The sequence below is a fragment of the Pantoea sp. BJ2 genome (assembly GCF_040255075.1).
Classification (GTDB): domain Bacteria; phylum Pseudomonadota; class Gammaproteobacteria; order Enterobacterales; family Enterobacteriaceae; genus Pantoea; species Pantoea leporis.
Genome location: NZ_CP158292.1, coordinates 3,451,654 through 3,474,037, shown reverse-complemented (window position 1 = coordinate 3,474,037; position 22,384 = coordinate 3,451,654). Strand labels below are relative to the sequence as shown.

At 55.8% G+C, this 22,384-nt stretch carries 21 protein-coding genes; 15 read left to right on the top strand and 6 right to left on the bottom strand.

Going from position 1 to position 22,384, the window contains the following annotated elements:
• Window positions 1–322: 322 nt before the first annotated feature.
• Window positions 323–1,270 (top strand): sensor domain-containing diguanylate cyclase, encoded by a 948-nt coding sequence (locus tag AAF463_RS15955; RefSeq protein ID WP_350261090.1) that lies wholly within the window; start codon window positions 323–325, stop codon window positions 1,268–1,270.
• A 123-nt stretch (window positions 1,271–1,393) separates the two neighbouring features.
• On the opposite strand, the gene treF is transcribed toward AAF463_RS15955, so the two are convergent.
• Window positions 1,394–3,052, bottom strand: coding sequence for an alpha,alpha-trehalase TreF (treF, locus tag AAF463_RS15950; RefSeq protein WP_350262004.1), 1,659 nt, complete (start codon window positions 3,050–3,052; stop codon window positions 1,394–1,396).
• Window positions 3,053–3,465: 413 nt separating this feature from the next.
• The gene (locus AAF463_RS15945) at window positions 3,466–4,320 is read right to left on the bottom strand and encodes an SDR family oxidoreductase (RefSeq protein WP_192236378.1); all 855 of its coding nucleotides are present in this window, start codon (window positions 4,318–4,320) and stop codon (window positions 3,466–3,468) included.
• Window positions 4,321–4,417: 97 nt separating this feature from the next.
• Between AAF463_RS15945 and AAF463_RS15940 the strand changes: the two genes are divergently transcribed.
• On the top strand, window positions 4,418–4,780 hold the full coding sequence (locus AAF463_RS15940) for a helix-turn-helix domain-containing protein (protein ID WP_101761882.1): 363 nt from the start codon (window positions 4,418–4,420) through the stop codon (window positions 4,778–4,780).
• 33 nt (window positions 4,781–4,813) lie between these two features.
• On the opposite strand, the gene yghX is transcribed toward AAF463_RS15940, so the two are convergent.
• Entirely contained in the window at window positions 4,814–5,704 is an 891-nt protein-coding gene (gene yghX / locus AAF463_RS15935) for a YghX family hydrolase (RefSeq protein WP_137386438.1), read from the bottom strand.
• Between the two features lie 565 nt (window positions 5,705–6,269).
• Here yghX and AAF463_RS15930 point away from each other — a divergent pair.
• The 4 genes from AAF463_RS15930 to AAF463_RS15915 all read left to right on the top strand — a co-directional run bounded on the left by AAF463_RS15930 (window position 6,270) and on the right by AAF463_RS15915 (window position 9,956).
• Window positions 6,270–7,691: a cytochrome ubiquinol oxidase subunit I gene (locus AAF463_RS15930; RefSeq protein ID WP_101761884.1), complete on the top strand. Its 1,422-nt coding sequence runs from the start codon at window positions 6,270–6,272 to the stop codon at window positions 7,689–7,691.
• Window position 7,692: 1 nt separating this feature from the next.
• Window positions 7,693–8,697, top strand: a complete 1,005-nt coding sequence (gene cydB / locus AAF463_RS15925) for a cytochrome d ubiquinol oxidase subunit II (RefSeq protein WP_064738586.1) — start codon at window positions 7,693–7,695, stop codon at window positions 8,695–8,697.
• A 1-nt stretch (window position 8,698) separates the two neighbouring features.
• On the top strand, window positions 8,699–8,866 hold the full coding sequence (locus tag AAF463_RS15920; protein WP_101761885.1) for a DUF2474 domain-containing protein: 168 nt from the start codon (window positions 8,699–8,701) through the stop codon (window positions 8,864–8,866).
• A 223-nt stretch (window positions 8,867–9,089) separates the two neighbouring features.
• Window positions 9,090–9,956, top strand: a complete 867-nt coding sequence (locus AAF463_RS15915; protein ID WP_192412078.1) for a helix-turn-helix domain-containing protein — start codon at window positions 9,090–9,092, stop codon at window positions 9,954–9,956.
• 195 nt (window positions 9,957–10,151) lie between these two features.
• Here the strand turns inward: AAF463_RS15915 and AAF463_RS15910 are convergent, their stop codons facing one another.
• Window positions 10,152–10,208 carry an SEC-C metal-binding domain-containing protein gene (locus AAF463_RS15910; RefSeq protein WP_137386906.1) on the bottom strand — a complete coding sequence of 19 codons (57 nt, stop codon included), beginning with the start codon at window positions 10,206–10,208 and terminating at the stop codon, window positions 10,152–10,154.
• Between AAF463_RS15910 and AAF463_RS15905 the strand changes: the two genes are divergently transcribed.
• From AAF463_RS15905 to AAF463_RS15895, 3 genes are all read left to right on the top strand, one after another.
• Window positions 10,209–10,352: a hypothetical protein gene (locus AAF463_RS15905; protein ID WP_167391184.1), complete on the top strand. Its 144-nt coding sequence runs from the start codon at window positions 10,209–10,211 to the stop codon at window positions 10,350–10,352. It abuts the gene before it with no gap.
• Between the two features lie 274 nt (window positions 10,353–10,626).
• Complete coding sequence (locus tag AAF463_RS15900) at window positions 10,627–11,409, top strand: siderophore-interacting protein (RefSeq protein WP_350261089.1); 783 nt, start codon at window positions 10,627–10,629, stop codon at window positions 11,407–11,409.
• A gap of 89 nt (window positions 11,410–11,498) precedes the next feature.
• The gene (locus tag AAF463_RS15895) at window positions 11,499–12,038 is read left to right on the top strand and encodes a PadR family transcriptional regulator (RefSeq protein ID WP_137386436.1); all 540 of its coding nucleotides are present in this window, start codon (window positions 11,499–11,501) and stop codon (window positions 12,036–12,038) included.
• A 69-nt stretch (window positions 12,039–12,107) separates the two neighbouring features.
• Here the strand turns inward: AAF463_RS15895 and AAF463_RS15890 are convergent, their stop codons facing one another.
• On the bottom strand, window positions 12,108–12,395 hold the full coding sequence (locus AAF463_RS15890) for a SelT/SelW/SelH family protein (RefSeq protein WP_192412075.1): 288 nt from the start codon (window positions 12,393–12,395) through the stop codon (window positions 12,108–12,110).
• A gap of 220 nt (window positions 12,396–12,615) precedes the next feature.
• Here AAF463_RS15890 and AAF463_RS15885 point away from each other — a divergent pair, with 220 nt between their 5' ends.
• The 5 genes from AAF463_RS15885 (at window position 12,616) to AAF463_RS15865 (ending at window position 18,728) form a co-directional block, all read left to right on the top strand.
• A complete protein-coding gene (locus AAF463_RS15885) occupies window positions 12,616–14,949 on the top strand; it encodes a TonB-dependent receptor (protein ID WP_350261088.1) in 2,334 nt (777 codons plus the stop codon).
• A 48-nt stretch (window positions 14,950–14,997) separates the two neighbouring features.
• Window positions 14,998–16,020, top strand: coding sequence for a ChuX/HutX family heme-like substrate-binding protein (locus tag AAF463_RS15880; protein WP_350261087.1), 1,023 nt, complete (start codon window positions 14,998–15,000; stop codon window positions 16,018–16,020).
• Window positions 16,017–16,859, top strand: coding sequence for an ABC transporter substrate-binding protein (locus AAF463_RS15875; RefSeq protein WP_280172050.1), 843 nt, complete (start codon window positions 16,017–16,019; stop codon window positions 16,857–16,859). Before AAF463_RS15880 ends, AAF463_RS15875 begins: the two co-directional genes overlap by 4 nt.
• 95 nt (window positions 16,860–16,954) lie before the next feature.
• Window positions 16,955–17,956: an iron ABC transporter permease gene (locus AAF463_RS15870; protein WP_350261086.1), complete on the top strand. Its 1,002-nt coding sequence runs from the start codon at window positions 16,955–16,957 to the stop codon at window positions 17,954–17,956.
• Entirely contained in the window at window positions 17,949–18,728 is a 780-nt protein-coding gene (locus tag AAF463_RS15865) for a heme ABC transporter ATP-binding protein (RefSeq protein ID WP_350261085.1), read from the top strand. The genes AAF463_RS15870 and AAF463_RS15865 overlap by 8 nt, the downstream gene beginning before the upstream one ends.
• 72 nt (window positions 18,729–18,800) lie before the next feature.
• On the opposite strand, the gene AAF463_RS15860 is transcribed toward AAF463_RS15865, so the two are convergent.
• On the bottom strand, window positions 18,801–19,784 hold the full coding sequence (locus tag AAF463_RS15860; protein ID WP_110868031.1) for an MDR family oxidoreductase: 984 nt from the start codon (window positions 19,782–19,784) through the stop codon (window positions 18,801–18,803).
• Window positions 19,785–20,087: 303 nt separating this feature from the next.
• Here AAF463_RS15860 and AAF463_RS15855 point away from each other — a divergent pair, with 303 nt between their 5' ends.
• The gene (locus tag AAF463_RS15855) at window positions 20,088–22,238 is read left to right on the top strand and encodes an ornithine decarboxylase (protein WP_350261084.1); all 2,151 of its coding nucleotides are present in this window, start codon (window positions 20,088–20,090) and stop codon (window positions 22,236–22,238) included.
• Window positions 22,239–22,384: the final 146 nt, after the last annotated feature.

Here is a 22,384-nt window from a genome sequence, read left to right as displayed (position 1 = left end):
TTCTCAGTTTTCTTTGCTGCTTTAGGCACTGCCGTGCGGCGGTGCGGCCCTCTGGCTGCGCTTTAATGCGCCAGTGACCCTTCACAGCGGCACGAAGCTCAACGGTTATTAAATGCTTTTTAAGAAATTTCTTACGTATGTAGGCGGGGCTTACTACAGGCTGGTACTTAAGTAAGTTAAGTCAGCTGTTTTGACAGGAAACTTTCGACGTAACTCCTGAAGTTTCTCCAATTTGCCGCTGCTAATCGGCTTTTCATTTGTTTTATTTACAGAAACTTCCCGGCAGGCAAAATAGCGCTTATTTCCTCTCCTTCAGCCAACCATGTCAGAAGAAGCGCTGCGTCAGCAGATTCAGAACCTGAAAAAGCATAATGCGCGGTTAAAGCGTATAGCGCATGACGCGCGTAATAAGCTGAGTGCAGCGCTGGATGGAACCGGTTTATGTTTGTGGCAGCTGGATATTCCCAGCGGCAAGCTGGTGATTTTTAATCGTCGCTGGGGTGCGATGCTGGGTTTTCAGCCGAAAGAGACCAAAGCGCAGTTCGATGTGTGGCGCGAACGCCTGCATCCGGATGACGCCGACGAAGTGCTCAAAGCTTTTTACGATCACATTGAAGGGCGCGCGCCTTATTACGAAGCGCTGCACCGCATGCTGGGCAAAAACGACAACATTAAATGGGTGCTGGATCGCGGACGCGTTACAGAATGGGACGCAGCGGGCAATCCGCTCAAAGTCACCGGTACGCATATCGATATGACCAAAGAGAAGCAGTACGAAGCGCAGCTCTCATCGCTGGCGCATCACGATCCGCTAACCGGAATGACTAATCGCCATGCGCTCAATACGCAGTTCAGCAGGATGAAAGCGCAGGGCCCGCTGTGCGTGGCGTTTATCGATCTTGATAACTTCAAACACGTCAACGATACCTTGGGACATCGCAGTGGTGATGAGGTGTTGATTCAGCTGAGCCAGCGCATCATCGACGTGGTGCCGCCAAACGTGGTGATTGGCCGACTCGGCGGCGACGAGTTTGTGCTGCTGATGCCGTTCCTGATCGACTATCCGAAAGTGCGCATTATGATGCAGGCGGTGCTGGATGCCGCGCTGACGCCGTTTGATATTGATAATGGACATGCGCAGATTGGTGCGTCAATTGGCATTGCGCAGGTGCAGGAACGCGACAGCTTCGATGAAGCGCTGACGCGGGCCGATGAGGCGATGTATCAGATTAAGAAGAATGGTAAGCAGGGGTTTGGGTTGGCGGGGTAGCTTTTACCCTCGCCCTAACCCTCTCCCGCAGGCGGGAGAGGGGACTGATCGAGCTTACATATGGCAGCGTTTCCCTCTCCCTGTGGGAGAGGGTCAGGGTGAGGGCATCAAGCCGCACCAATCTCAATCCGCCAGCAAATGCCCATACATGGTCATCAATCTGCGGGTGACGCCATTAGTCCAGCCGAAGCCGTCCTGCAGCGGATATTCGCCGCCGCCACCCGGACGGGCGCGATCGCCGCTGATGTCATACTTCTCCACCATCTTATGATGCAGAGAATAGAAATTATTCACCGTATTCAGCCAGTTAACGGCAATTTCTGTCGCCAGCGTCTCTTCACCGTAGTGATTCAAACCGACCACCGCCATCCACTGCAACGGCGCCCAGGCATTGGGTTTATCCCATTGTTCGCCGCTCTCCACCATCGAGGTTAACAAACCGCCTTGCGTCAGTAACAGATGGCGCAGCGCAACGGCCTGCAGGTGCGCCTGCTCGGGCGAGGCGAGGCCGAGGAACAGCGGCACCACCGCAGCAGCGGTGAAGGCGCCAAAGCGTTCGCGACGCCAGTCGTAATCGCGGTACACCCCGGCAGTGTTATCCCACAGATAGCGATGAATCGCCTGCTTCCGCGCATCGGCTTTTTTCTGCCACGCCAGCGCCGTTAACTCTTCACCTTTAGCGTGCGACAGCGTCGAAATCATCAGCTCCAGCTTGTAGAGGAACGCGTTGAGATCGATCGGAATAAATTGCGTGGTACGGATACTCGCCAGACGCTGCGGATCACGCAGCCAGCGTGAAGAGTAATCCCAGCCCGATGCGGCACCGGCACGCAGATCGCGATAAACCTCGTTGGCCGGACGACCTGATTTCTTCGCGGTTTCAATATCTTCCAGCCACGACTCATCGCGCGGCGTGTCGCGATCGTCCCAGTAACGGTTGAGCAGCGAACCATCTGGCATGCGCACCACGTGGCGATAGGCCTGATGCGGCATCAGCTCACCCGCGCCGTCCATCCAGAACTGGTACTCTTTCATCAGCTGATCGAGATAGCGTTTCGCACCGCGAATGCCATCCTCTTCAAACAGTTCAACCATCAGCGCAAACACCGGCGGCTGCGAACGGCTGAGGTAGTAAGTACGGTTGCCATTCGGCACGTGACCGTAGTTATCAATTAGCCAGGCGAAGTTATCCGCCATATGACGCAGCAGATCGTCGCGTCCTGCATCGGCGAGGCCGAGCATGCTGAAGTAGGAGTCCCAGTAATAGGTTTCTCCAAATCGGCCGCCGGGCACCACGTAAGGTTTCGGCAACGGCAGCAGCGATGAGTGCGCTAAATGTTGCTGTGGCATTTTGGTTAACACCGGCCACAGATCGTCAATATGTTCGGTTAAGGTTTTATCTGGATTGGAAACATAAAAGCTCTCATTCACCTGAGGTGAATAAAAATGTTCGTGCACGAATGCTTCCAGATCAAAACCCGCTGCGCGTTTACGGCGACGAAAACGGATTAAAATATCCAGCGGATCGAATTTTGGTGCGCAGTCCGGAAACGTTTTACTGTCAGCAAATATGTGCGATGTCTGTACCTGCTCAAACAGTTCCATGTAGCGATCGGCAGGCGTCAGCGCATCCGGCGCGGGCAAACCTTCAATCAGCTCGGGTTCCGGCTCCGAATCCTGCATACCTTCGCGAACGAACTCGTGAGGATTATATTGATACTCCAGTTCAGCATCAGCGCGTCGATCCTCGAAAGCGTTATATTGCTGTTGGTTAGTATTAATAGCAGCCTCCTGGTAAATTCTTGAATGCGTAAAGAACAAATTATAGAGCTCTGAACGGGCGAAACAACAATGCGATTTATCTATGAACGTAATAAATCATGTCGATGGATCCGGTGTTTTTATGAATTTTCAGTGATTACAACGGACTATATTTCAGGAAATGAAAGCGGCTTTTAGGATGGATGTTTAAATAGCTGCACAGAAATATCTGTATTTAAGAAAATCGCTAAAATTTGCGCAGAAAAGCGTGGAATGGCTTGATCAATTTATGGCAAACGCAGCGGAGATTGAGCTGTATTTCCCTCACCCTAACCCTCTCCCGCAGGCGGGAGAGGGAACCGATAGAGCTAAAATGTGGCAGCGACTCCCTCTCCCCGTGGGAGAGGGCCGGGGTGAGGGCATCAGACCGCACCTTACTTCTGCAACGCCGCCTTTATCACGTCCGCATACGGCGTAGTGGGGCGACCAATCAGTTTGCTTAGCGTATGGCTATCGTCAAACAAACCGCCTTTTTCGGCGCCGGCATCTGAATCTGCCAGCATCTCTGACAAGCCCTCTGGCAAACCGGCACCTTTCAGCGCGGCGGCAAATTCGGCTTGTGGCAGATTGATGTAATCCACTTGCTCGCCAGACTGTTTAGCAATTTCGGCGCTGAACTGCGCCAGCGTGTAGCTGTCGTCGCCAGCCAGTTCATACACCTTGCCCGCCTGATCGTCACGGCTGATCACTTCGGCCGCTGCCGCCGCATAGTCAGCGCGCGCCGCGGAAGCGATGCGACCTTCGCCGACCGCACCAATAAAGGCATGATGCGCCAGCGCGGGCGCAATACTCGCCGCGTAGTTTTCGGTGTACCAGCCGTTACGCAGCAGCGCGAAAGGAATGCCTGAGGCTTTCAGCTGGGCTTCAGTCGCACGATGCTCAACGCCTAATCCCAACGGCGAGGTATCGGCATGCAGTAAGCTGGTGTAGGCGATAAAGCCAACGCCGGCGGCTTTAGCCGCATCGATCACCGCCTTGTGCTGCACTTCACGCTGGCCGACTTCACTGGAAGAGATCAGCAGCAGTTTATCGACACCGACAAAGGCGCTTTGCAGCGTTTCCGGTTGGCTGTAATCCGCCGCTCGCAGCGTTACGCCCAGCGCCTGCAGATCGGCCGCTTTCTCGGGCGAACGCACCGCCGCAATGATTTCGCTAGCCGGCACTTTTTTCAATAACGCGTTAATCACCAGACGGCCCAGTTGGCCTGTGGCACCTGTAATCGCAATCATGTTGTTCTCCTGTTGAACTGGTATGAAAACAGCCTAAGCGATAAACTAACTTTTAGTAAGTACTTACAGATTTGTTAGTTTGGAGAAGCTGAGTTAAATGTCTGAAAAGTTGAGTGAAAAGTTTACGCGCGGTGAGTTGCTTAACGTGAATTGCCCGTCACGCGACGTGTTGAAGCGCATTACCAGCCGCTGGAGCGTACTGATTTTGCTGGCGCTGCGCGAAGAAACCCTGCGTTTTAGCGAGCTGCGCCGCAAGATTGGCGGCGTCAGCGAACGTATGCTGGCGCAGACGCTGCGCTATATGGAAGAGGATGGTTTTGTTGAACGCATTGCCTATGACGTGGTGCCACCGCACGTTGAGTATCGTTTAACGTCGTTAGGCCGCGAAGTAGAAGGGCAGGTGACCGGACTGGCGGATTGGCTGGAGAGCAATGTGCATCGGATTTTGAAGGCGCATTGAGAAGGGCCGCCATTTATGGCGACCGCCGCACGCTCAAGCGCGTAAATACTTCTCAAACCAACCCAGCGTGCGGCTCCACGCTAATTCGGCGGCGGCTTTGTCATAACGCGGCGTTGAATCATTGTGGAAGCCATGATTCACACCGGGATAAACATAGCCTTCATAGATTTTGTGATTGGCTTTCAACGCCTCTTCATAGGCTGGCCAACCTTCGTTGATGCCTTTATCCAGCGCGGCGTAGTGCAGCAACAGCGGCGCTTTGATGCGCGGCACATCTTCCGCTTTAGGCTGACGGCCGTAGAACGGTACCGCGCAGGCCAAATCAGGAAACGCGACGGCCGCCGCATTGGCTACGCCGCCGCCGTAGCAGAAGCCGGTGATACCCACTTTGCCGGTGCCCTCTTCGTGGTGCATCAGGAAATCAATCGCGGCGAAGAAGTCATTCATCAACTTGGTGGGGTCGACTTTGGCCTGCATCACTTTGCCTTCATCATCATTCCCCGGATAACCGCCCAGCGAGCTCAAACCATCGGGTGCCAGCGCGATGTAACCGGCTTTCGCTACCCGTCGCGCCACGTCTTCGATGTAGGGATTGAGGCCACGATTCTCGTGCACCACTACCACCGCAGGCACTTTGCCGGATGCATTGGCCGGTCGCACCAGATAGCCGCGCACCTCGCCGTGACCTTGCGGTGACGGATAGTGAATGTATTCCGGTTTGATCGCCGGATCGGTAAATTCCACCTGCTGCGCCAGCGCATAATTGGGGCTCATGGCGCTGAGCAGCGTGGCGCCGGTCATGCCGGCGATGGTGAATTTCGCCGCCATCGCGATAAATTCGCGTTTGCTGATTTTGCCGTGCGCGTAGTAATCGTAAAGCTCGAGCAGTTCCTGAGGGAAATCCTGTGCAGTAAGACGGGCCATAACCTCTCCTTCGCTGTTTAACTGGTTGATTACTGCTCTAAAAAAGCACAGCTTGTCGCCGCTGGCAAATACCATGCCGCAGTAGGTTAACGTCACTGCGTTTACATCACCTGTTTAATAAACAGCAGAAATATATCTTTTTGTTCTAAAAATATTAGCTTTTAATTAACAATCCTGATCATCCTGCGCTGTCCGGAAATATTTACATGCTCAACGTATTTACCGTAAATAACGCCATTTTTCTTCGCACTAAAAAATAAATAAATGAAGTGCTTACCTGATAAGCACAGCGGGAATAGGCGGAAAACAATAACAATATTGTCACAATGAATGAGGGTGATTAACCTTAACGTCGTGATTTTTAAAGTATTAGTTTCTGCTGAAAACAATGATCGAAATCAAAAAACACTGTTATAGTTTTACCGACTTCCCCTGTATCTTTTTGTTCGCACCACTTCCTTTTACATTGGCGCGACATTTCTTTAAGCACGGCGAAATAACCGCTGCGCTCTGCTTGTTAATTATAAGTAAAAATTCGGTGTAATTTGTGGCAATGAGGTAAGCAATGTTTGGATTAGACGCCTTTCATCTGGCCAGGATTCAGTTCGCATTTACTGTTTCCTTCCATATCATCTTTCCAGCCATCACCATCGGTCTCGCCAGTTTCCTGGCGGTGCTTGAAGGGATGTGGCTGAAAACCCGTAACGAGACCTATCGCGATCTCTACCATTTCTGGTCAAAAGCGTTTGCCGTTAACTTCGGCATGGGCGTGGTATCCGGATTGGTGATGGCGTACCAGTTCGGTACTAACTGGAGCGGTTTCTCACAGTTTGCTGGCAGTATCACCGGCCCGCTGCTCACCTATGAAGTGTTAACCGCCTTTTTCCTTGAAGCGGGCTTCCTTGGCGTGATGCTGTTTGGCTGGAACCGCGTCGGTCCGGGCTTGCACTTCTTTGCAACCTGCATGGTCGCGCTCGGCACCATCTTCTCCACCTTCTGGATTCTGGCGTCAAACAGCTGGATGCATACGCCGCAGGGCTACATCATCCAGAACGGCATCGTGGTACCGGAAGATTGGCTGAAAATCATCTTCAACCCCTCGTTCCCTTATCGCTTGTTCCACATGTCGGTCGGTGCCTTCCTGGCCAGCGCCTTCTTTGTCGGCGCGTCGGGCGCATGGCATTTACTGCGCGGTAACGACAATCCAGCGATTCGTAAGATGTTCTCGATGGCGCTGTGGATGGCGCTGATCGTGGCACCGATTCAGGCGATGATCGGTGATGCGCACGGCCTGAACACCCTTGAGCATCAGCCTGCGAAAATCGCGGCAATTGAAGGACACTGGGAAAACAAGCCGGGTGAAGCCACGCCGCTGATTCTGTTTGGTGTGCCGGATATGGAGCAGGAGCGCACCAAGTACGCACTGGAAATCCCGTACCTCGGCAGCCTGATTCTGACGCACAGCCTGGAGAAGCAAATTCCTGCGCTGAAGAGCTTCCCGAAAGAGGACCGTCCAAACTCCACCATTATCTTCTGGTCATTCCGCGTGATGGTGGCGCTGGGCCTGCTGATGATTACGCTCGGCGTGGTGTCTTTGTGGCTGCGTTTCAAAGGCCGTTTGTATCACTCGCGTCCGTTCCTGTGGTTCACGCTGTTGATGGGTCCATCGGGTTTGATCGCCATTCTGGCCGGTTGGTTTACCACCGAGATTGGGCGTCAGCCGTGGGTGGTATATGGCGTGCAGCGCACCATTGATGCGGTCTCGGCACATGGCGATATGCACATGAGCATCAGCCTGCTGGCGTTCATTCTGGTCTACTCGTCGGTGTTTGGTGTCGGTTATCTCTACATGATGCGTCTGATCAAAGAGGGTCCGGTGACCGGCGAAGGTAAAGAGGTTGATCACGGTGGTCCGGGTCAGCATCACACGCCAGCGCGTCCGTTGTCGGCGGCCAAAACCCATAGCGAAAAGAGTGGGGAGCACTAAGATGATCGACTTTTCAATTATCTGGTTTGCCATCATCGTGTTTGGCACCTTGATGTACATCGTGATGGATGGTTTCGATCTCGGCATTGGCCTGCTGTTACCGTTCAATAAAGATCCCATCGAACGCGACATGATGGTTAATACCGTTGCCCCGGTTTGGGATGGCAACGAAACCTGGCTGGTGCTGGGCGGCGCGGCGCTGTATGGCGCGTTCCCACTGGCCTACTCGGTGCTGCTGGATGCGCTGTCGATTCCTTTGACGGCGATGCTGATTGGCCTGATCTTCCGTGGCGTAGCGTTTGAGTTCCGCTTTAAAGCCACGCTAGAACACCGTGCGTTCTGGGATAAGTCATTCATTGCCGGTTCACTGCTGGCCACCTTCAGTCAGGGCGTGGCCGTGGGCGCTATCCTGAATGGTTTCCCGGTGGTTGGCCGTGAATATGCGGGTTCAGCGATGAGCTGGTTAGCGCCGTTCCCGCTGTTCTGCGGCGTCGGTCTGGTCATCGCCTATGCACTGCTGGGTTGTACCTGGCTGATCATGAAAACTGAACACGATCTGCACCGTAAGATGTCTGCGCTGGCGACGCCGCTGACGCTGACGTTGCTGCTGGTGGTGGGCATTATCAGTATCTGGACGCCGCTGACGCACGCGGATATCGCGCAGCGCTGGTTCTCGCGTCCGAACCTGTTCTGGTTCCTGCCGGTTCCGGTACTGGTGGTGCTGTGTTCGTGGGGGATTGTGCGCGCCATCAAACGTGAAGCGCATTACTCGCCGTTCATCCTGACATTGGCGCTGATTTTCCTTGGCTTCTCGGGCCTCGGTATCAGCATCTGGCCGAACATCATTCCACCGTCAATCACCATCTGGCAGGCGGCGTCTCCGGCGAGCAGCCAGGCGTTTATGCTGGTGGGCGGCCTGCTGATTATTCCGGTAATTCTGGGTTACACCTTCTGGAGTTACTACGTGTTCCGCGGAAAAATCAAAGCCGACGAAGGATACCATTGATATGAAAACCGAGGTCAGCAACATGAAAACTCACTCTGAAACGAAGATTCCGTGGTGGAAGCAGGTGATGTGGCTGGTAGTCATTTACGGCGCAAGCGTGCTGGCACTCGGTGTGGTGGCATCACTGTTTCGTATGATGATGACGGCAGCAGGCATGCGTTCGCACTGAGCCCGCGCACCGCTTCAAGCAGTTGATATCACCGCAAGGTCGTCATTCGTGACGACCTTTTTTCTTTTCGTGCGCGATAAAAACGTTAGTAACCTAAGCAATTAATGCTTTTCCCGTTGCGCTACCTTTACTCTTCCTTACGTTGGTAATACGTTTTTGTTATATTTATGTGACGAATAACGCAAATTCATGACGTTAACCACCTCATTCGACTATCAAAATCATGCTCAGCCTGAATGTAAAAAAACAGTACATCAACGATCTGGTGGACTGGATAGAAGCGAACCTGACCGACGAGCTCAACATCGATCTGATTACCCTGAAATCCGGTTACTCCAAATGGCACATGCAGCGCATGTTCAAAGAGATGACCGGACAAACGCTGGCGTCCTACACGCGCAAACGTCGTCTGACCATGGCGGCGATGGCGCTGCGTTTGACCAGCATGCCGCTGATCGATATTGCGGTGCGCTTTGGTTTTGATAATCAGCAGAATTTTACCCGTGTGTTTAAAAGCCACTTCTCGATGACGCCGGGTGCTTATCGTCGCATTCCGGAAATGCTGATGAAGGATTTCCACAGCCGCATCTCCACGCAGCGTGAGTGGGTCAATGCGCGTCTGGCGCAGAAGCCGGAGATTCAGCTGTGTGGCGAAGTGATTGAGTGGGAATGCCGCTTCGGGGAATACATCGATCATCAAAATCATGTGGTGGCGCAGCATACGCGCGATTTCATCGCTTTTGCCGGTCAGCATGTGAACCGCGGCTGGCTGGGCTTTCAGTTCAGTCCGGGCGTGCATTCTGCCGACCAGCAACACATCAGCCTGTTCCAGGCGCTGGAGAGTCAATACGCCGACGTGCTGCCGCGTAACGTGCAGAACTGGACCGGCGAGAGGGGTTTGTGTGCGGAGATTGACTGGCACGGCGCGCCGGAAGAGATCAACGCGTTCACCGCGGAGATTTACTACAACCATTTGCCAGCGCTGGGCGTAGCACGCCGTGCGGGCAAAGATTTGCTTAAGCTGGATCTGAAATACAGCACGCCCGATCTGCTACAAGGCACCTTCTATATTCCGGTGACGGATAAGTAATGCATAATTCGTGCGGTAAACCGTGACAAACCGCACGATTTTATAAACTCACTGGTGTAATGAGCGTAAAATTCTTCATTGAAACCTGATTGGCCGCGTAAATCACCAGCCGCCACACATCAGGCTGGATAATCACCTGCATTTCTGGTCCATTCCGGGCCGCTATAGTGAACAGACAAAAAAATTATGCGACTTCTACCGTTGTTCCTCATGACAGCGCTTGTAGCGTTTTCTTCGCTGGCAAGTGCACAAATGGCTGAGCCTTTTTCACCGCCGGGCGGACTGCATCCGCATCAACCGCATTGTGCGCAGCATGAAATTCTGGGCGACAATGTGCTGCCGAAACATAGCCAGGATGATGGCAGTTTCGTGACCTGCGGCAATCGCCAGGCGTAATCCGTTTTTAAAATCCGTGACCGCTGCAATCTAAGCGCGGTCTCGGCAGTCAAACGCATCTATGTATTGCGCAATAAATTGCGCCGCTACAATTCCAGCTTGTCATTTGCACCTTATCCCTCACTGCTCTTCATCGTAGCGGCGCGATTTATCGCGCTGTTTTAACATGCCAATTTTCCAATAGCATTTTTCGGCATTGCGTCGAAGATATATCATAACTATTCTCTCCCCATCAGATGAGAATGACTTTCACTATCTTTTAGGGAGACACTACTTGCAAACTCACCCTTCCAAACGCGCGCCACGTCGTGTGCGCAATGAACTGCGTTTCCGCCACATCAGCGTGGTCAGCAAGACGCTGATTGCCGGTGAATTCTGGCGCATTGTTTTCAACGGCAGCGATCTGGCCGGCTTCAACTCGCCATCGTTTGACGATCACATCAAAGTGTTCTTCCCGGAACATGCCGGTGCAGAGCTGGCGCTGCCGCAGATCACCGATGAAGGCATCGTTTGGCCGAATGGCGTGCGTCCTGCCGCGCGTGATTACACGCCGCTGGAATTTAACGGCGTCGATTCTCTGACCATCGATTTCTACATCCACGACGGCGGCGTTGCCAGCAGCTGGGCAAGCCAAGCCAAAGTGGGCGATCGAATCGCGATGGGCGGTCCGCGCGGTTCGTTGGTGATCCCGGCGGATTACGCCTGCCAGATTTACGTCTGTGATGAGACCGGTCTGCCCGCCTTTAAACGTCGTTACAGCGAAATCCAGGCGCAGGAAATTCACCTGCTGGCCTATGCCGATGAAGCCACCGGCCGCGATTATCTCGGTGATCTGCCAAATGTGCAGGTGAGTTGGTTGGGCAGCGGCACAATGCAGGCCGATAACCTGGCACCGATTAAGGCGCAGCTGGATAGGATTGCGCTGCCTGCCACTGAATACTTCATCTGGCTGACGGGCGAGGGCGAAGCGGTGAAACTGCTGAGCGATTACTTCACCCAGGGACGCGGTGCACATACCGATTTCGTGCGCGCCGTAGCTTATTGGCATCAGAAATAACGCCAACGCCGCGCGCGCTGCCGCCTGTGTTGAATTTTGCCAGGTGGCAGACTACTATCAACCTCCCTTAATTAGCGCTCAGGAAGGCAATGAAACAGCAGCGGGATTTTCCATGGCAGTCCGATCACGCACAGCGCACCGTCTGTGCAGGCGCACGCAAGAAGCGTCGGGAGCGGATGCTGGATGCCAGCGATATCCGCTTGTTAATGCTGCACTTTCTCGCCATCAGCTCTGCGCACGGGTATGAGCTGATTAAATCGGTTGAAGAGCTCTCCAAAGGGGAATATTCACCCAGCCCCGGCATTATCTATCCTAACCTGACGCTGCTCGAAGAGATGGATGCGATTCGCGTGGTCGATGCCCAGGCATCGCGTAAAGCCTATGCGCTGAATGAAGGCGGCGAGGCGCTGCTGGCGGAGAATCGTGACAATGTGAATGCGATTATCGAGCGCTTAACCTCGCTGGCGATTCTGGTGAATAACCGCAGCATTCCGCAGGTTGAACAGGCGATTCATCTGATCAAACACACCTTGAATCATCGTCTGGCGCAGGAAGAGATTTCGGATGAGGCGCTGGAGATCGTGATCAGCGCGCTGCAGGAAGCGGCGGAAAAAATCGCTAAAAGTTAGCAGGTCGCCATGAATGACGACCTTAGGTGCGTGTACATCCGTTTATTCCGATAACGCACGAACCCCAAATCAACTCTTCTTCTTATCCACATGCCCTAACGCGCGATCCGGCCAGCAGACGTCGCGCACGCGCTGCTTCAGCGCTGCCGCATCCGGGAATCCGCCTTCCTGCTTACGCTCCCAAATCACCTGACCATCAATGGTAATCTCAAACACGCCGCCGGTTCCCGGCTGTAGCGTTACCGCGCTTAAATCCTCGGCAAAGGTATGCAGCAACTCCTGCGCCATCCAGGCGGAACGCAGCAGCCAGTTACATTGTGTGCAGTAATGAATGGTAATCGCCGGTTTCTGTGACATAACGTGTCTCATTTAGATAATGAAGTTAACAAAATGTGCGGTCCAAGATACATCTTAGCTTACTGCTAGTTGATAATGATTACCACTTGCATTACATTCCTTTCGACATCATTTATTACAAAAAATAAGTCCATAATTTTTACGGTCTTTTAACCAAGGTCCGTACTTTCCGGCAGCAAGCAAGTGAGCGAATACTAACAATTAACCAGGTATTTCGCGCATGTCTTCACTCTTTCAGGGAACAGCCCAGCAACGTCTTTTCAAAGTTGCCATCTTATCTTCAGCTATTCATGCCGCTTACAGCTTTGCCGCCAGCGATAGCACCAGCAATGAACCGGTTCTCACCGTCACCGCGCCAAAACAGCAGGCCGGCAATAAAACCACCATCACAGCACAAGAGCTGCAAAAACGCGGTGCGAACGATTTCGGTTCGATCATGCGTTATGAGCCGCTGATCAGCGCCACCGGATCCAGCGGCGGATCCTCTGCCGGCAAAAGCGGTTTCGACCGCGCGGGTTACACCGGTTACAACATTCGTGGTCTGGAGAGTAACCGCGTCGGTATGGATATCGACGGCATTCCGATTCCGGATGCCACCGGCCGCCCTTACGTCAGCCGCACCGGCAACAACACCTTTGGTATTGGCCGCGATTACATCGATCCCTACCTGTTCGGCAGCGTTGATATTGAGAAGGGCGCCACGGCGGTGGATCAGCCGAATACCTCGATTGGCGGTAACGTCTCATTCCACAATAAAACTGCTGACGATTACCTTAGCAGCGACAAAAATACTTATTTCGGTTACCAGAGCGATTACGACTCATCGAATCGCAGCTGGCACAACGGCATCACCGCCGCTGCTGGCGATGACGAGCTGCGCGGCCTATTTGTTTACAGCCGTCGCGATGGCCAGGAAACCCGCAACAACAGCGACGTGAAACAGGCTTATCCGGCCAACTGGCACTCTGACGCCTTTATGACATCCGGGATCTGGCAGCCGAACGATCAGCACAAGCTGAGCGCCACCTTTGATTACTATCACAAAACCAACCACAGTCATTACGATACCTGGGACACCAGCGGCAACACCGTTTGGGGCACCGCGCAGCAGCAGAGCGATACGCGCCGTTGGGGCATCAATCTGGCGGATGAGTGGACGCCGTATAACGACTTTATCGATACGCTGACCACGCGCCTTTACTGGCAGCAAACTCAGGCGCACGACAATACCTATCTGCCGACCAGCGCCAGCCAGTACGGCTTTGTCTATTCCGATTTCAACGTCGATAGCTATGGCTTCGACACGCGCGGCACCAAAACGCTGGGCCGCCACGAGCTGAGTGCCGGTGTCAATGCGCGCCTGGACAACAGCGAGCGTCCGTTCCGCCAGGAACCAGCGCCGAGCGCCTTTAGCGCCATCACTCAACCGCAGTCTGACAGCCGCACTTTCGCGGTGGCAGGATACCTGCAAGATAAGATCAATTTCGATCTTGATAGCCACAACTTCGCGGTCGTTCCCGGCGTGCGCGTAATGTATCAAAGCACCAAGCCGAAAAATCTCGGCGATCTCACCACCGGCAGCACGGTGCTGACCGAAGAGCAGGTTGATGCGCTGTATGGCAAAACTAACTCCGATACGCAGGTGCTGCCATCGCTGACCTTCCAGTACGATTTAACGCCAGCGCTGACCACCTATCTGCAATACAAACGCGGCGTGCAGTTCCCCACTACCAGCCAGCTGTATGGCTCATGGAACCTGGGTTCCAGCTATGCGGGTAGCGCGCAATATGCGCTGATTGGTAACACCGATCTGAAAACCGAAACCAGCAACAACTTTGAGTGGGGCCTGAAAGGCCAGGCGACAGAAGGCGTAACGGTCAACACCTCGGTGTTCTATAACCAGTACAAAAACTTCATCGCCTACACCCGCTATCGCCGCGCCACCAATCCGGAGATGTTCGCCAACGTTCCGAGCAACATCTACACCAGCTATCAGGCTGAAAACCGCGATAAGGCCTACATTTATGGTGCTGAGATATCCACCAAAGTGAATTACGGCACCTGGTTCCCGCAGGTCGATGGCCTGAGCAGCACCTTTGCGCTGGGCTATAACGAAGGTAAATCCAAGTCCAGCTACGCCGGTGACAAGTACATCGATCTCGATAGCGTCGCGCCATTGAAAGCGATTGTTGGCCTGGCGTGGGATGACAAAGCGCGCGGCTACGGCGCAGCGCTGACCGCCACCTTCGTGAAAGGCAAGCAGGCCACGGCGACCAACCGCGAAAGCTACACCAACACCGGCACGGCGATCACTGATTCCACCACGGAATATATGCGCGTGCCGGGTTACGGCATGGTGGATGCAACGGCTTACTGGCAGGCGACGAAAAACGTCAAGCTGAGCGGCGGTATCTACAACATTACCGATCGCAAATACTGGGATTACACCAGCAGCCGCACGCTGACCAGCAGCAACGCCCAGGAACGCAACGACATCAACCTGGCGGTGATGCCAGGCCGCACCTTCCAGTTGGGTGTGAACGTCGATTTCTAATCCCTTTTCGCCCTGCGGCAGCGCAGGGCATTTTCATGGAGCAAGGCAATGAACTCACGTTACGATCACTATCTGGCGCTGAAAGGCGAGCATCCGAAAAAGTACGCGCGCGATCTCGCCGCTCTGATGGGCATTGGCGAAGCGCAGCTGTGTGAAGCGCGTGTCGGCCAGGATGCAAAGGCGTTAAAAGCCGATTTCCCTGCGCTGCTGGCAGCACTGGCGGCGGTAGGTGAAACCAAAAGCATCACCCGCAATGAATATGCGGTTCACGAGCAGGTGGGCAAATATGAAAACCTGCACCTCGGCGAACACGCCGGACTGATTCTCAACCCGCGCGCGCTCGATCAGCGTCTGTTCCCGCATCAGTGGCACAGCGCGTTCTTCCTGCGTGAGCAGAGCGCCCACGGTGAACGTCAAAGCATCCAGATTTTTGATCGCCACGCTGATGCGGTGCTGAAAATCTACACCACTGAAAATACCGATCGCGCCGCGTGGGATGCGCTGATTTCGGCGTTTGTGCTGGAAAACGCGGCGGCGTTAGATCCGCAGCCCGCCAGCGCGCCGCAATACAGCGGTACGGTTGATGCCAGCAAAGTGGAAGCCGAATGGCGCGCCATCACCGATGTGCATCAGTTCTTTGGTCTGCTGAAGCGCCACAACATTTCGCGCCCGCAGGCGTTCCGCGCGGTGGCGGACGATCTGGCGCGTCAGGTGAGTAATGACTCGCTGGCGCAGCTGCTGGATCTGGCGCAGCAGGATGGCAACGAAATCATGATTTTTATCGGCAACCGTGGCTGCACGCAGATCTTCACCGGCGCAGTGCAGAAGCTGATGCCGATGGATAATTGGATCAACATCTTCAATCCCACCTTCACGTTGCATTTAATGGCGGATCACATCAGCGAAAGCTGGGTAACGCGCAAACCGAGCGGCGACGGCTTCGTCACCAGCCTGGAACTGTTTGCCGCCGACGGCACGCAGATCGCGCAGTTGTACGGTCAGCGCAGCGAAGGCACGCCGGAGCAGGCGCGCTGGCGCGAGCAGGTGATGTCGCTGGAGGCGTCAGCATGAGAAAACTTCTGTTGCTGCTAACTGCGCTGGCGCTGCCCGCTGTTGCGGCCGAGCGGGTGATCTCGATTGGCGGTGACGTCACGCAAATCATCTATGCCTTGGATGCGCAGCAGGATCTGGTAGCGCGTGACAGCACCAGCCAGCATCCGGCGCAGGCCAACAAGCTGCCGGATGTCGGTTATATGCGGCAGTTGAATGCCGAAGGGATTCTGGCGCTGAAACCGACACTGGTGCTAAGCAGCGAGCTGGCAAAACCGTCGCTGGTGCTGCAGCAAGTGGCGCAAGCTGGCGTAAAAGTGGTGGATGTCACCGGCAAAAACAGCCTCGACGCCATCGCGGAAAAAATCGCTACCATCGGCAAGGCGCTGCATCGTGAAGAGGAAGCCAACGCGCTGATCGAGAAGGTCAACAAGCAGCGCGCGCAGATCCCACAAAAACCGTTGCCGATCAAAGTGCTGTTTATCATGGCGCACGGCGGTATGCGCACTCAGGCGGCGGGCGCACAAACTGGCGCGGACGGCGCGATTCGCAGCGCGGGTCTGATCAATGCGATGGCGGCGGTGCCGCACTATCAGCAGCTGTCGCAGGAAGGTGTGATTGCGGCGGCACCGGATTTGATCGTGGTGGGTGAAGATGGCCTGCGTACGCTGGGCGGCGAAGAGAAAGTGTGGTCGCTGCCAGGTTTGGCACTGACGCCAGCCGGTCAGCATCGCGCGTTGCTGGTGGTGGATGAGATGGCGCTGCTGAGCTTTGGCCTTGATACGCCGGGCGCGATTATCAAACTGCGCCACGCAGCCGAAGCGGCTTCCCCGTCATACTTCAAGCCGCAGGCGCGTTAGCTGCGTGTTCTCACCCCAGTCACTTGCTTGTGTAAGCTCCTGGGGATTCGAACACTTGCTGCCTTCCTGCACCTTGAATTATTTAGGGGAAAAATATGGCGAATACATCCGTGATGCGCTGGCTCGGTTTGATGACCATCTGCATGCTGATAGTGATGCTGATGGCGGCCAACTTCGGCGCGATGCCGCTTTCAATGCGCACTTTGTTGCGTGCGCCGCTCAGCGATATGGCGTGGCAAATCTGGATCAACATCCGTCTGCCGCGCGTGCTGCTGGCGGTGCTGCTCGGCATGGCGCTGGCGGTGTCCGGCGCGGTGATGCAAGGATTGTTTCGCAATCCGCTGGCCGATCCCGGTTTGCTCGGCATCAGCAGCGGAGCGGGTTTAGCGGTGGCGATATCGATCGTTATCCCGCTCGGCTTGCCGCCGCTGCTGGCGCTGTGGCTGCCAACACTCGCCGCCTTTATGGGCAGTTTGGTGGTGACGCTGCTGATCTTCAGCTTTAGCCGTCTGGCGCTGGGCAATTTGTCGCGCTTGCTGCTGGTTGGTATCGCCATCAATGCCTTATGCGGCGCGGCGGTCGGCGTGCTGTCGTGGCTGAGTAACGATCAGCAACTGCGTCAGCTGGCGCTGTGGGGCATGGGCAGTTTGAGTGCGGCGCAGTGGCCGAGCCTGGCGGTGTGCGCGGTGCTGATTCTGCCGGCGCTGATAGCGATTCAGCTGCGCGCGCGTCGTCTCAATTTGCTGCAGCTCGGCGAAGAGGATGCACATTACATGGGCATCGACATTAAGCGCACGCAGCGTCAGCTGCTGGTGTTGAGCGCGTTGCTGGTAGGCACCGCCGTGGCGGTGAGTGGCATTATCGGCTTTGTCGGTTTAGTGGTGCCGCACCTGATGCGTTTCTGTGTCGGCAGCGATCATCGCTGGATGCTGCCCGGTTCGGCGCTGGCGGGCGCGATTTTGCTGCTGCTGGCCGATACGCTGGCGCGCACCGTGGTGGTGCCAGCGGAAATGCCGGTGGGACTGTTAACCAGCCTGCTGGGCGGCCCGTGGTTTCTCTGGCTGATTCTGCGTGAGCAAAGGGGGATGAATGAATGACTGCATGCAGGCGCGCGGGCTGCGATTTAGCCACGGCTCACGCGCGTTGATCGACGACGTTTCCCTGACTTTGCAGCCTGGCGAAATGATCGCCCTGATCGGCCCCAACGGCGCGGGGAAATCCACGCTGCTGCGCTTGCTGACCGGCTTTCTCACGCCGCAAGCGGGCGAGTGCTGGCTCGGCGATCGTCCGCTAAACAGTTGGCCGCGCGAACCGCTGGCGCAGCGCCGCGCGGTGATGCGTCAGCAAAATAGCGTCAGTTTTCCGCTGCCCGCCGCCGATGTGGTGGCGATGGGCCGCGCGCCCTGGCCGCGCGCTCAATCCAAAGCGGTGATTGACGAGGTGATGCACATTACCGGCAGCCTTGAGCTGGCACAGCGCGACTATCGATCGCTTTCCGGTGGGGAGCAGCAGCGCGTACAGCTGGCGCGCGTGCTGGCTCAGCTGTGGCACGATGACGGGCCACGCGGCTGGCTGTTTCTCGACGAACCCACTTCCGCGCTGGATCTGTTCTGGCAGCAGCACAGTTTGCGTTTGCTGCATCGTCTGACGCGCAACGGACGCTTCAGCGTCTGCACCGTGCTGCACGATCTTAACCTCGCGTCGCTGTGGTCGGATCGCGTGCTGTTACTGCATCAGGGCAAGCTGGTGGCGGAAGGCGCACCCAATGAGGTGATGACCGAACACACGCTGACGCGCTGGTATCAGGCGGAGTTGGATGTGGTGATGCAAGATGAGAAGGGCAGACCGCAGATTCAACTGCGTGCCTGAAACCGTAGCGGCGCGATTTATCGCGCTCTGTGAAAAGACGCGCCATAAATTGCGCCGCTACGTAATGTGCGATTATCTGCAATCGACGATCAATCTGCCGCGTACTTTACCGGCCAGCAGCTGCTCGGCACCTTCGCGCGCTTCGCTCAGCGGAATCACCTTGGTTAACTGCTGTAGCAGGTCGCCATCCACCAGTTCCGCCAGGCGCTGCCACGCCTGCTGCCGCAGCGGTTTTGCACACATCACGCTATCCACGCCCGCCAGCACCACGCCGCGCAGTATGAACGGCGCGACGCTGGTCGGCAGATCCAAACCTTGCGCCATGCCGCACGCGGCTACCACGCCATCGCGCTTGATGCCCGCTAACACATTGGCCAGCGTGTGGCTGCCGACGCTATCAATCGCCGCCGCCCAGCGCTCTTTCGCCAGCGGTTTGCCCGGCTCGCTCAGCTCTGCGCGATCAATAATCGACGTCGCGCCCAGCGTGTTAATCAGGTAATCGCTGTCGCTGGCGCGACCGCTGGACGCGATCACCTCATAGCCGAGACGTGCCAGCAAGCTGACGCTGAAGCTGCCAACGCCGCCACTCGCGCCGGTGACTAAAACCGGGCCGTGCTGCGGCGTGATGCCCTGTTTTTCCAGCGCCAGCACGCACAACATGGCGGTGAAGCCCGCGGTGCCAATTGCCATGGTTTGTAGCGGGCTGAGTGCGGCCGGCACTTTTACCAGCCAGTCGCCCGAGACGCTGGCTTTCTGCGCCAGTCCGCCCCAATGCTTTTCGCCTACGCCCCAGCCGGTGAGCAGCGCCACATCGTCCTGCTGCCATTCAGCATGGCGGCTGCTGATCACCCGACCAACGAAGTCGATGCCCGGCACCATCGGGAATTGCCGCACAATCGGGCCTTTGTTGCAGATGGCGAGCGCGTCTTTGTAGTTGAGCGTGGAGTAGCTTACTTCGAGGGTGACATCCTGATCGGGCAGTTGTTTTTCTGACAGATCTTTCAGGGATGTGCGATATCCCTGTTCATCATTTTCAATGACCAATGCCTTGAACATGCAGCCTCCGGCTGGTTGAGGAAAGTGGGGGTATAGTACTCCTTTTTTGCCCTCACCCTAACCCTCTCCCACAGGTGGGAGAGGGAACTGATCCAGCATACCTTAACTCTCGCTCGGACGGCACCCTCGCCCGCTTGCGGGAGAGGGCTGGGGCGAGGGGCCAGCGCAGCGGTTGTTCCGGCAAAAAAAAGATGACATGATTGCGCCCCAGTTAGTGTTCAACTCCCAGATTGACTTCGCCGAGGAAACCTCCTCATTGCTGTGCCATCGGCACCCACTCATCCTCTCTCAGGGATTTGTGTTATGAACCCATTGAAAATTGCTGCCAGCGTTGCTGTAGCGCCAACCCTTAGTCTTAACACTGCGCGCGACGTGGTGACGCTGGACAATACCGACTTTACCGATGTCGCTGCGGTCGTGATCACCTTGTCGGACACGCGCAGTGGCGTGCTGACGCTATTGCGCAAGGTCGGCTTTAATCTGCCGGTGTTTGTCGCCAATGCGTTCGATGAAGAAGTGCTGAAGCTGCCGGGCATCACCGGCGAAATCAACGGCGCGCCAGAAGAGTGGGACGCGCTGGAGGACGCCGCGCAGGCGTATGAAGCCGAGTTGCTGCCGCCATTTTTCGACACGCTCACGCGCTACGTCGATATGCAGAACAGCACGTTTGCCTGCCCGGGACATCAGGGTGGTGCCTTCTTCCGCAAACATCCGGCGGGACGTCAGTTCTATGAGTTCTACGGCGAGAACGTCTTCCGTTCGGATATGTGCAACGCCGACGTCAAGCTCGGTGATCTGCTGATCCACGAAGGCTCAGCCAAAGATGCACAGAAGTTCGCGGCGAAAGTGTTTAACGCCGACAAAACCTACTTCGTGCTTAACGGCACCTCCAGCGCCAATAAAGTGGTCACCAACGCGCTGCTGACGCGCGGCGATCTGGTGCTGTTTGACCGCAATAACCACAAATCCAACCATCACGGCGCACTGATTCAGGCGGGCGCCACGCCGGTGTATCTGGAAGCGGCGCGTAATCCGTTTGGCTTTATCGGCGGCATTGATGCGCACTGTTTTGACGATGCTTATCTGCGTGATCAAATTGCCAAAGTGGCGCCCGATCGGGCCAACGATCAACGTCCATTCCGCCTGGCGATTATTCAGCTCGGCACTTACGACGGCACGGTGTACAACGCGCGTCAGGTAGTCGATCGCATCGGACATCTGTGCGATTACATCCTGTTTGATTCGGCGTGGGTTGGCTACGAGCAGTTTATTCCGCTGATGGCCGGCTGTTCGCCGCTGACGCTGGAGTTAAACGAGAACGATCCGGGCATTTTTGTCACGCAGTCGGTACACAAGCAGCTGGCCGGTTTCTCACAGACGTCGCAAATCCATAAGAAAGACAATCACATCCGTGGGCAGCAGCGTTTCTGTCCGCACAAACGCCTCAACAATGCGTTTATGCTGCACGCCTCAACCAGCCCGTTCTATCCGCTGTTTGCCGCGCTGGATATCAACGCCCGCATGCACAAAGGCGAGGCCGGACGCAGCATGTGGCACGAGTGCGTCACCATCGGCATTGATGCGCGTAAAGCGATTCTGGAACGTTGCGAAATGATTCAGCCGTTCCTGCCGGAGAAAGTGCACGGCAAGCTGTGGCAAGCGGCGGAAACAGAAGCCATCGCCGCCGATCCCGCTTACTTCAGCCTTGAACCGGGCGCAAAGTGGCACGGTTTTGAGGGTTACGCGCAGCAACAGTATCTTGTAGATCCCTGCAAGCTGCTGCTTACCACCACGGGGATTGATGCCGCCAGCGGCGAGTACACCAGCTTCGGCATTCCAGCGACCATTCTGGCCAACTATCTGCGCGAGAACGGCATCGTGCCGGAGAAATGCGACCTCAATTCGATTCTGTTCCTGCTGACGCCAGCAGAAACGCCGGAGAAGATGGCGCATCTGGTGGCGATGCTGGTGCAGTTTGAGCAGCACGTGCGCGAGGATGCGCTGCTGGCGGAAGTGCTGCCGAGCGTGTATCGCAAGAATATTGAGCGCTACAAAGGCTACACGCTGCGCCGCTTGTGTCAGGAGATGCACGATCTCTACGTCAGTTTTGACGTTAAGGATCTGCAGAAAGCGATGTTCCGCTCAGCCTGTTTCCCGCCGGTGCAAGTGAATCCGCAGGATGCGCATCAGGCCTATATTCGTGGCGAAGTGGAGCTGGTGAAGATTGCCGATGCTGAAGGGCGCATAGCGGCCGAAGGCGCGTTGCCATATCCGCCCGGCGTGTTGTGCGTGGTGCCAGGCGAAGTGTGGGGCGGCGCGGTACAGCGCTATTTCCTCGCGCTGGAAGAGGGCATCAATCTGCTGCCGGGCTTCTCGCCAGAGCTGCAAGGGGTTTACACCGAAGAAGATGAGCACGGGCGTAAGCATCTGGTGGCGAATATGATGGTGAGCTGATTGCACTTGCCCTTGCCCTCACCCTAACCCTCTCCCGCAAGCGGGAGAGGGAATGTTTAGAGGGCGCTCATTGTTACGTACGTGCTGGATCGGCCCCTTCTCCCGCGAGCGGGAGAAGGTTGGGATGAGGGACAAACCGCATCAGC

What these genes read in the sequence shown, in the direction of transcription:
- AAF463_RS15875 (WP_280172050.1), top strand. Translation starts at nt 16,017, where the DNA reads ATGAGAAAACTTCTGTTGCTGCTAACTGCGCTGGCGCTGCCCGCTGTT.
- AAF463_RS15945 (WP_192236378.1), bottom strand. Translation starts at nt 4,320, where the DNA reads ATGATTGCGATTACAGGTGCCACAGGCCAACTGGGCCGTCTGGTGATT.
- AAF463_RS15955 (WP_350261090.1), top strand. Translation starts at nt 323, where the DNA reads ATGTCAGAAGAAGCGCTGCGTCAGCAGATTCAGAACCTGAAAAAGCAT.
- AAF463_RS15855 (WP_350261084.1), top strand. Translation starts at nt 20,088, where the DNA reads ATGAACCCATTGAAAATTGCTGCCAGCGTTGCTGTAGCGCCAACCCTT.
- AAF463_RS15940 (WP_101761882.1), top strand. Translation starts at nt 4,418, where the DNA reads ATGTCTGAAAAGTTGAGTGAAAAGTTTACGCGCGGTGAGTTGCTTAAC.
- AAF463_RS15865 (WP_350261085.1), top strand. Translation starts at nt 17,949, where the DNA reads ATGAATGACTGCATGCAGGCGCGCGGGCTGCGATTTAGCCACGGCTCA.
- AAF463_RS15905 (WP_167391184.1), top strand. Translation starts at nt 10,209, where the DNA reads ATGGCTGAGCCTTTTTCACCGCCGGGCGGACTGCATCCGCATCAACCG.
- AAF463_RS15890 (WP_192412075.1), bottom strand. Translation starts at nt 12,395, where the DNA reads ATGTCACAGAAACCGGCGATTACCATTCATTACTGCACACAATGTAAC.
- AAF463_RS15915 (WP_192412078.1), top strand. Translation starts at nt 9,090, where the DNA reads ATGCTCAGCCTGAATGTAAAAAAACAGTACATCAACGATCTGGTGGAC.
- AAF463_RS15895 (WP_137386436.1), top strand. Translation starts at nt 11,499, where the DNA reads ATGAAACAGCAGCGGGATTTTCCATGGCAGTCCGATCACGCACAGCGC.
- AAF463_RS15880 (WP_350261087.1), top strand. Translation starts at nt 14,998, where the DNA reads ATGAACTCACGTTACGATCACTATCTGGCGCTGAAAGGCGAGCATCCG.
- AAF463_RS15860 (WP_110868031.1), bottom strand. Translation starts at nt 19,784, where the DNA reads ATGTTCAAGGCATTGGTCATTGAAAATGATGAACAGGGATATCGCACA.
- AAF463_RS15920 (WP_101761885.1), top strand. Translation starts at nt 8,699, where the DNA reads ATGAAAACCGAGGTCAGCAACATGAAAACTCACTCTGAAACGAAGATT.
- yghX (WP_137386438.1), bottom strand. Translation starts at nt 5,704, where the DNA reads ATGGCCCGTCTTACTGCACAGGATTTCCCTCAGGAACTGCTCGAGCTT.
- AAF463_RS15930 (WP_101761884.1), top strand. Translation starts at nt 6,270, where the DNA reads ATGTTTGGATTAGACGCCTTTCATCTGGCCAGGATTCAGTTCGCATTT.
- cydB (WP_064738586.1), top strand. Translation starts at nt 7,693, where the DNA reads ATGATCGACTTTTCAATTATCTGGTTTGCCATCATCGTGTTTGGCACC.
- AAF463_RS15885 (WP_350261088.1), top strand. Translation starts at nt 12,616, where the DNA reads ATGTCTTCACTCTTTCAGGGAACAGCCCAGCAACGTCTTTTCAAAGTT.
- AAF463_RS15870 (WP_350261086.1), top strand. Translation starts at nt 16,955, where the DNA reads ATGGCGAATACATCCGTGATGCGCTGGCTCGGTTTGATGACCATCTGC.